The following is a 2,351-nucleotide window of genomic DNA, read 5'->3' as shown; positions in this document are numbered from 1 at the left end:
CAAGGGGTTGGTGTCGGCAGTATCACTATTTGGAAGCACCCACTCAGATTTCAGCCCAGGATGCGCGCCGGCACTGGGTAGCCCGTGAAGAACCACAGAGTTCTGAACCAATGTTTTTACGATGTTTGGCTCAGGCAAGGGAGGGGGAAGCACATGAATGACCCGACGCCACAACAACTTCTCTTTTGGTGTGGTCGCCTTCAGCTCAACAACCCAGTCGCCAAGAGAATCGCCGGAAAAGCTGAACATGTGCCCTTCACCGGTTTGTTTGATGCTCGGGGCTTTAAGCAGATACGCTGTCCAGGCCAGTTGACCGTCATAGCTGTCATTGGCGAAAAGCTGGGTTGCCATGCCCAGGTAAACATGACGGAAGACAGCGACGGGAAACTCGCGCGGCACTTCCTCCATTGATACCTTGCGGGCAATCTCCCCGGCGAATACCGGAAAAACCTGGTTGGGGACATCGAAATTGGCCAAACGTACGGTGATTTCACCGATGTAGCCATTGGGCACTTTGTCCGGATGTTCCCATTTTGCGGGAATAGACACCCTTCCGCCTTCCTTCTCAATATCGTAATTGGGCAAGATGATTTCCGCCCCTGGACGAAGCGTCATGCCGTTGACATTCAGTGTGTGGTTTTTCAATGATTCAAAATGGGCATAAACCGATATTCCGCGTGGCGACGTAATGGGACGCCCCGTCTGAAGATCTGTCAATGGTTCCGTTGTTAACGGATAGTGACCATCCGCTAATTTAGCGTGGTTGTCTGAGCGGGCGATGACCGCGCCAGGCAGAACGGCATTGGGAAGGATAGTGACATGAGCGGTAGAATCGATGCAGTGCTCCAAATAATCACAAACCCGGTAATCAAATCCGGTAATTCCGGACCATCCTGGGTGATTGATTACACGGAAAGCCCGGCCATTGTTTTCGACGGAAAGATGTTCGGGAGCACGCAACAGCTCGACACGCGTAGGTGTGGGCATTTCATCATCAAGGAATGGCATTTCCCAGCGGCTGCCCTCGTTTTCCTTCAAGTAGTACTCGAGGAACGCCGACTTTGGCGGTTCATCGTGGGTGTCGATGATGGCCACCACATCGCGCTGTACACAGGATTGCAGCGAATCGCAAATCAGCAGGGAAAAATAATCCCTGCCTTGAGCACCTTTGGCTGGGGTATAACGTATGCGGACACCGTGAATTTCAACACTTCCTTTCTGGGGTAGTTCATCGAGCTTGATGAGCTGCCCGGTACGCACTCTAGTCAATTTCCTAACTTGTAGCCATTTACTGTGTTTCCCTTCATGGATACGAATGACCAGCGGGCTGGCATTGTAGGTCACCATATCGGTGATTTGCGCAGCTGGAGCAGCAGTTGAAGCAATTATTGCGCCAGCGAATAAACGGAGAAACAGGTGTTTTACAGAATTTCTCATAGGTGGATGGCCGACATGTTGTTATCCGGTTACTCTAACAAGCGCAAGACCCGAGAAGACAAAAGAAAACACCGAAAACAACGCCTTTTAAGTAGGAAATAGCGGCTTTTAGTGGGCGCATTGTGGGCAGGCATAAAAAAGGCTGCCGAAGGCAGAAGTGGATCCCAATTATTGGACAGAACGATAAGTGCTTTTCCGGTTCAGATCACCTTTCTGGCAGCCGCCTCATAATACACGTTATCCGGCGTCCGCCGGTCAAGGCGCTGATGCCATCTTTCTGTATTGTAGAAGGTGAACAAGCCCGAATATCAACACGCCATGTTAACGCCTTGCGCCGAAGCGACCTTTTTACCGGAAGCAACGGGGGGCTTACATGGGCAGGCTGCCGCCAAGAAGTGCTACAACCACGCCCGGGCCTTGAGACAAAGCCAGAGCCATGGCGAAGCCGACAACGACGGCCATGATGGACTGCTGGATGACGCCGATGGCCAGGCCGATGCCCAGAGCTGCGACGGCGATCAGACGACCCAGGTCACCTTCGAACCAGTCGCGAATGGTGGTCATGGCGCCGGTAAACTCGGTACCACCGGTACCAGCGATAGCGGCGGTAGTGCCAACAACGGCTGCAGCAACGATACCGACTTTAACCCATTTGTTCATTTTGCTCATTGTGATTTACCTCATGAAATTTATTAAAAATACACACGGCGTCATAGACAATCGACCGTGAGTTGAAGTATCGGAAAACTGGGAAAAGAAAAAACAATATGTAAAAGCGCAAAACAGCACGATAGAAATGACAAAAGACGGCGCCAAATCAAACCAAAAGGCCAAAAACGGACGTTAAGAAAAAAGTGGCTCTTCGACGTTTCATGTGGATTTGAGAGGGGAAGATGTTTCTGTTTCGTTATTTG

Annotated in this window: 2 protein-coding genes; both read right to left on the bottom strand. The window is 51.0% G+C overall.

All coding sequences use genetic code 11. From position 1 onward, the window contains the following. Positions 1–1,437 (bottom strand): hypothetical protein (locus ACOCD2_RS17025; RefSeq protein ID WP_419625821.1); only part of this gene is annotated, 1,437 nt, incomplete at its 3' end. Between the two features lie 369 nt (positions 1,438–1,806). Continuing rightward, the gene (traA, locus tag ACOCD2_RS17020) at positions 1,807–2,106 is read right to left on the bottom strand and encodes a TraA family conjugative transfer protein (protein ID WP_293649746.1); all 300 of its coding nucleotides are present in this window, start codon (positions 2,104–2,106) and stop codon (positions 1,807–1,809) included. Positions 2,107–2,351: the final 245 nt, after the last annotated feature.

The organism is Thiolapillus sp. (assembly GCF_048562965.1).
In the GTDB taxonomy this organism is placed as follows: domain Bacteria; phylum Pseudomonadota; class Gammaproteobacteria; order Chromatiales; family Chromatiaceae; genus Thiolapillus; species Thiolapillus brandeum_A.
The sequence above is the reverse complement of the archived record's forward strand: the minus strand, read 5'-3'. Positions and strand labels throughout refer to the sequence as shown.